The organism is Desulfofundulus thermobenzoicus (genome assembly GCF_009428905.1).
GTDB lineage: Bacteria > Bacillota > Desulfotomaculia > Desulfotomaculales > Desulfovirgulaceae > Desulfofundulus_A > Desulfofundulus_A thermobenzoicus.
The window spans coordinates 1-6,692 of sequence record NZ_WHYR01000085.1; the positions used below are offsets into that span (position 1 = coordinate 1).

The following is a 6,692-nucleotide window of genomic DNA, read 5'->3' on the forward strand; positions in this document are numbered from 1 at the left end:
GGGGGAAACTGGGCATTCTGGCCGCCGCCGCCCTGTTACTGCTGGTGGTTTTGAGCTACAGCCAGACCGGTATCATGGGCCGGGCGGGCGTGGCCGTGCTCTTCTGGGCGGCGGTGGTGCTGGCCCTGGCCGCCTGGTGGCTGCTGCGGTCCGGCCGTCACGCCGGGGCCTTTGTGGGTAACAGCCTGGCCATTGTTTTTACCACCGGGGCCATCTTTGGCGGGCTGTTCCCCCGGGTGATGGTTTCCAGCCTGGATCCCCGGTGGAGCCTGACCGTTTACAACGCCTCCTCCAGCCCCTATACTTTGAAGGTGATGACCATCGTGGCCCTGACCCTGGTGCCGGTGGTGCTCCTCTACCAGGGCTGGACTTACTGGGTCTTCCGCCGGCGGGTGGGCGGCGGGGATCTGGAGTATTAAGCGCCCCCGCTGAGGCGGGTACAGGGAGAACTGCGTAACAGTTGCAATTTAATTATGAGATGCGCAAGAAATATTCGGGCACCGGAAGACAACCGGTGCTTTTTTACGCGGTACGGTCGTACGGGTGCGGCTTTTTAATGCAGGGCGTAAGGAAGATGATGCCGGGAAGAAATATCTGGGCCGGATCCAAAAAAAGCCCAAATTATGCAGGAAAAACATCACTGCCTGTCGAAATACTCAACTCTTAAAGACCTATTTGTAAAAAATTAACAGGTATGTCCCGGGGGTGAAAACAGTGGCCATTTTTCCGTCCTCTCCGTCTTCCAATGGCCGGGGAAACGTCCCAATGGCAGTTACTTTATTCTACCTGATCACAGGAGGGCTGTGGATACTTTTTTCCGACCGCCTGCTCAGCCTTTTCGTGAGCGCCCCGCCGGTGTTGACCTTTATGCAGACCATCAAGGGCTGGTTTTACGTCGCCATTACCGGGGGGCTACTGTATGTCATCCTGCGCCGCTGGGCGCTGGAGCAGGAGCGGAGCCTGCTGCTGGAACGGTCGCTGCGTTCCATTGACGATGCGTTGATCCGGGAAAAATCGCTGGAAGAGATCCTGGGGGCGGTGTGCGACACGGTGATCGGGATAGGATATCCCATGTGCTGGCTGGGCCTGGTGGAGCCGGATCTGGCCGTGCGGCCGGTGGCCTGCCGGGGCCTGGCCCCCGCTGCCCTGGACAGGCTCCAGGTTAGCTGGGAGGAGGTTTCATCCCGGCGTATTTCCCGGGGCACGGTCAACGGGACGGACGAGTATCTGGTTTATCAGGATCTACGGGAAAGCGGCGGCCATGCCCCCTGGCTGGAGGAGGTCAGGCGGCTGGGCTATCGTTCCTGCGCGTCGCTCCCTTTGAGGATTCACGGCCAGGTTCTGGGAGTGCTGAACGTAGGCCATCGGAAAAGGGGTGCCTTCAGCACCCACCGTCTGCATACCCTGTTGACCATTGCCCAGCAGGCCACCACGGTGCTGTACAGCGCCCGCCGGCGGGAGGCCTTTGAGAGGCTGGACTACCAGCACCGCTTGATTTTAAATTCGGTGGGCGACGGGATTCTGGGGGTAAACCGGGAAGGCATCATTACCTTTGCCAACCGGGCGGTTGTGGAAATTACCCGGTACGACTTCAATGAACTTTTTGGACAGGACCTGTACGAATTTTTACATTCCCTTAAATGGAACGGTACCCCCTGTCCCAGGGAAGAGTGCAAAATTTTCTCCGCCATCAAAAATGGGGAGGTTGCCCGGGAGGATGATGGGCTTTTCTGGAAAAAAGACGGTACGGCCTTTCCGGTGGAGGTGACCACCGCCCCCATTGCGGAAGGGAATGAAGTAAACGGAGCCGTGGTTGTTTTTAAAGACATTTCGGAGCGCAAGCGTTATGAAAGGCAGCTGGCTTTTCTCGCCAATCACGACCCCCTGACCGGGTTTTATAACCGTTATCGTTTTGAAGAGGAAGTGAGTGCCGTTTTATCCCGGATGAGGTTGAGAGGTATTCCCGGGACCATGTTTTTTCTCGACGTTGATGGGTTCAGAAGCCTGAATGAAACCCTGGGTCACCGGGCCGGGGACGAAATTATAGTGGCCCTGGCCGGTGTTCTCAAAGGAATGTTGCATCCCGGGGACATCCTGGCCCGGCCGGGCAGCGACGAGTTCGTCATTTTTATCATCGACGAAGGACACATGAGGGCCGGGGACCTGGCGTCAGATATACTGGATGCGGTAAGGCAAAATGTTATCACGGTAAAGGGACAGCTGGTGGGGGTCACCGTAAGCATTGGTCTGGCCTTTTTCCCTGAGCACGGCCTGAGCGTGGAAGACCTGCTTTCCCGGGCTGAGATGGCCATGTACCGGGCCAAGGAAAAGGGACGCAACCAGTTTTACATCTTCCGACCGGACGAAACCATACTGCAGGGCGTGCAACAACGGTTGAGCTGGGAAAAACAGATCCGCCGGGCTTTAGAGCAGGATCGCTTTTTGCTGTATTTTCAACCCATCCTGGACCTGCGCCGGGAGGAGATCCACAGCTACGAGGCGCTACTGCGCCTGCAGGACGAAAGGGGAGAAATCATCCCGCCTGCTGTCTTTCTGGATACTGCCGAGCGTTTTGGTTTGATCTGCGATATCGACCGCTGGGTGGTGAGGCGTGCCATCCAACTTATAGCTTTGTGGCGGAAGCAGGGTAAAGATCTCACCCTGAACGTAAATCTCTCGGCCAGGGCCTTTTCCGACCCCGAACTGTTTTCGCTTATTTACCGGGAACTGTCCCTCACCGGTATCAACCCGGCGCAGCTTATTCTGGAAATAACAGAAACGGCCACAATCACCAGCTTCAGGCAGGCGCGGGAGTTTATTGGCAAATTGAAAACTCTGGGTTGCCGGTTTGCCCTGGATGATTTCGGTACGGGTTTTTCCTCATTTTATTACCTGAAACAGCTGCCGGTGGATTACCTGAAAATTGACGGCAGCTTTATCCAGAACATTCTGCACAGCCATGTGGACAGGCAGCTGGTGAAGGCCATGGTGGAGATGACCAGGGGCCTGGTAAAGGAGATCGTTGCCGAGTTTGTGGAAAACGGGGAAACCATGAAGCTGTTGCAGGATTACGGCGTGGATTACGCCCAGGGATATTACATCGGGCGACCCACCGGGGAGCTGGTCCCGGATTGGCTGCCGGATTTTCCGGTCTGTCCAGCTGACTGAAGTAAAGTATTTGCCGGCATGGCATGTTTTGGCCACCCGGCAGCAGGGGCTGTTTAAGGTTTTTCAGAAAGGAGAATCTGTTTATCTAAATGCTGGACAAAAGGCTTTTACAACAGGCCAGAACTGTGTGCATGTCCCTGGCCCTGACGGTGGGGGCGGGGCTGGCGGCCGGCCTGCTGGCGGTGCTGCAGGCGGGCCTTTTGGCCCGGGTGGTGAACGGGGTTTTCCTGGAGGGCCGGGACCTGGGCGGCGTATGGTCCTGGCTGCTGGCCATGCTGGGGGTCATTTTCCTGCGGGCGCTGCTGGCCTGGGTGAGCGAGGCGGCGGCCTTTCATGCCGCCGCCCGCGTCAAGCATGATTTGCGCCGGCGCCTTCTGGAGCACCTGCTGGACCTGGGGCCGGTATATGTGCGGGGGGAACGCACCGGGGAACTGGTCAATGTGCTGGTGGAAGGGGTGGAGGCCGTGGAGGCCTATTTTGCCCGTTACCTGCCACAGCTGGCCCTGGCCGCCCTGTTGCCCCTGGCTGTTCTGGGGTTTGTCTTTCCCCTGGATCTGGCCACGGGGCTGCTCCTCCTTTTTACCGCCCCGTTAATCCCCTTCTTTATGTACCTCATCGGCGGCTGGGCGCAAAACCTCACCCGGCGGCAGTGGGAAAGCTTAAGCCGCATGAGCGCCCACTTCCTGGATGTCCTGCAGGGGCTGACCACGCTGAAAATATTCGGCCGGAGCAGGGATCAGGTGGCGGTGATTGCCCGGGTAAGCGACCGTTTCCGCCGCACCACTATGGGAGTGCTGCGGGTGGCCTTTCTGTCGGCCCTGGTGCTGGAATTTACCGCCACCATCAGCACCGCCCTGGTGGCGGTGACTGTGGGCCTGCGCCTGGTTTATGCCCGCATCCCCTTTGAGCAGGCCCTTTTTCTGCTGCTGCTGGCACCGGAATTTTACCTGCCCCTGCGGTTGCTGGGCTCCGCTTTCCACGCCGGTATGGCCGGGGTCAGCGCGGCCGGCCGCATTTTCGCCCTGCTGGAAACCCCGGCGGGGGAATGGGCCCTGCCACAGGAAAAGGTCCGTCATATCGAACAGACAGCCTTAAGAGAAGCGGCCCTGCCGCAGGAAAAGGGACTGCACATCCATTTCCGGGATGTACATTTCTCCTACGAGGGCGGGGAACGGCCGGCACTGCGGGGAATCTCCTTTGAATTGCCGCCCGGGGAACAGGTGGCCCTGGTGGGCCCCAGCGGGGCCGGGAAGTCTACAGTGGTCAACCTGCTGTTGCGGTTTGTGGAACCCGATGCGGGTTTGATCACGGTCAACGGCGTCCCCCTGGAGCAGATTCCCGCCGGCCGCTGGCGGCGTTATGTGGCCCTGGTGCCCCAGCATCCCCATCTTTTTTCCGGGAACGTGGCCGATAACATCCGCCTGGGTCGTCCCGGGGCTTCCATGGAAGAGGTGGTGGAGGCGGCCCGGCTGGCCGGGGTACACCCCTTTATCCAGGCCTTCCCACGGGGCTACGATACCCCCGTGGGAGAAGGTGGCCTGCGCTTGAGCGGCGGCCAGGCCCGCCTCATCGCCATTGCCCGGGCTTTTTTGAAAGACGCCCCTCTGCTCATTCTGGACGAGCCCACCACCGCCCTGGACCCCCTGCTGGAAAGCGCGGTCCGGGAATCCCTGGAGCAACTGATGCGGGGACGCACCGTACTGGTTATCGCCCACCGCCTGGCTACCGTGTACCGGGCCGGCCGCATCCTGGTGCTGGAAGAGGGCCGGGTGGTGGAGGCGGGGCGGCATGCGGAGCTTATGGCCCGGCAGGGAGTTTACTACCGCCTGGTCTGTGCAAACGGGGGTGCGGCATGAGTACTTTCTTACGCCTGCTGGCACTGATTGTTCCATACTGGCCGTCCATGCTCATGGCAGCCGTCCTGGGCTTTTTAACCGTCGGGAGCGGTGTGGGTCTGATGACCACCGCCACCTTTCTCATTTCCAGCGCGGCCCTGCACCCTCCGGTTCTGGACCTGATGCCGGCCGTGGTGGGGGTGCGCTTTTTCGGTCTTTCCCGGGCGGTGTTCCGCTACCTGGAGCGTTATTTCAGCCACCAGGCCACCTTCCAGGTGCTGGGGCATTTGCGGGTCTGGTTTTACCGGGCCGTGGAACCCCTGGCGCCGGCCCGCCTCATGGATTACCGCAGCGGCGACCTTCTAAGCCGTATCGTGGCCGATGTGGAGACACTGCAGAATTTTTACCTGCGGGTGCTGGCACCGCCCCTGGTGGCCTTGCTGATACTGGCGGGAGCCTTTTTCTTCCTGTCGCGGTTTGACATTAAAATCGCCCTGGTGCTCGTGGCGTTCTTTCTGACGGCGGGCGGGACGGTACCCCTGGTCCTGCGCTTCTTCAGCCGGGGGTTGGGCCGGCAGCAGGTGGAGGTGCGGGCTTCCCTGAACGTCCACCTGGTGGATACCATCCAGGGGATGACGGAAATCGTGGCCTGCGGCCGGGAGGCCCGGCAGCGGGAACTGGTGGGGGTTTTAAGCCGGCGGCTTTTGAATCTGCAGGGGCGTCTGGCCGGCATCAGCGGCCTTTCCGGTGCGCTCACCGGCCTGGCCGCCAACCTGGCCCTGTGGTTTATCCTCCTGCTGGCCATTCCCCCGGTCAACCGGGGGGAACTGGACGGGGTTTACCTGGCTGTGCTGGCCCTGGGGGCCCAGGCCGTCTTTGAGGCGGTTACCCCCCTGCCCATGGCCTGCCAGCACCTGGAAGAAAGCCTGGCAGCGGCAAGGAGACTTTTCAAGTTGATCGACGCCCGGCCGGCCGTGGTGGATCCTCCCGGCCCGGGGCCGGAGCCGTCCGGTTTCATTTTGAGAGTGCGGGGACTGCGCTTCCGTTACGGCCCGGAGGAGCCTTACGCCCTGGACGGCGTTGACTTCCTGCTGCCGGAAGGGGGCCGCCTGGCTATCGTTGGTCCCAGCGGCTCCGGGAAAAGCACCCTGGTCAACCTGCTTTTGCGTTTCTGGGACTACCATGAGGGCAGCATCTGCCTGGGCGGGCACGAACTGAAGGCCTACCGCCAGGAGGACCTGCATAAACTCATGGCCGTGGTCACCCAGCATACCCACCTTTTCAACGCCACCATCAGGGAAAACCTCCTGCTGGCCCGGCCGGATGCCGGTGAGGAAGAGTTAGTCGAGGCCGCCCGGCTGGCGCAGATACACGATTTCATCCTGAACCTGCCCCGGGGTTACGATACCTATGTGGGGGAAGGGGGCTTCAAACTTTCCGGGGGGCAGCGCCGGCGGCTGGCCATAGCCCGGGCGCTGTTAAAAAACGCTCCCGTCCTGATACTGGATGAAGCCACAGCCGGCCTGGACCCGGTTACGGAAAGGGAACTGTTGCAGGCCATTTACCGCCTGATGGAGGGGCGGACCACCCTGGTGATCACTCATCGCCTGACGGGGCTGGAGGTCATGGACCAGATCCTGGTGCTGCAGGCCGGCCGGGTGGTGGAGCGGGGGCGGCACGGGGAACTGC

4 protein-coding genes are annotated in these 6,692 nt (G+C 60.8%); all 4 read left to right on the forward strand.

Going from position 1 to position 6,692, the window contains the following annotated elements; genetic code table 11:
- Window positions 1-419, forward strand: a 419-nt coding sequence (locus tag GFC01_RS17340; RefSeq protein WP_194175024.1) for a cytochrome d ubiquinol oxidase subunit II, incomplete at its 5' end; no start/stop codon positions are given.
- A 346-nt stretch (window positions 420-765) separates the two neighbouring features.
- Window positions 766-3,168, forward strand: a complete 2,403-nt coding sequence (locus GFC01_RS17345; RefSeq protein WP_152948407.1) for a putative bifunctional diguanylate cyclase/phosphodiesterase — start codon at window positions 766-768, stop codon at window positions 3,166-3,168.
- Window positions 3,169-3,257: 89 nt separating this feature from the next.
- Window positions 3,258-5,024, forward strand: coding sequence for a thiol reductant ABC exporter subunit CydD (gene cydD, locus GFC01_RS17350; protein WP_152948408.1), 1,767 nt, complete (start codon window positions 3,258-3,260; stop codon window positions 5,022-5,024).
- The coding region (cydC, locus tag GFC01_RS17355) for a thiol reductant ABC exporter subunit CydC (RefSeq protein ID WP_152948409.1) at window positions 5,021-6,692 on the forward strand (1,672 nt) is incomplete at its 3' end. The genes cydD and cydC, both read left to right, overlap by 4 nt.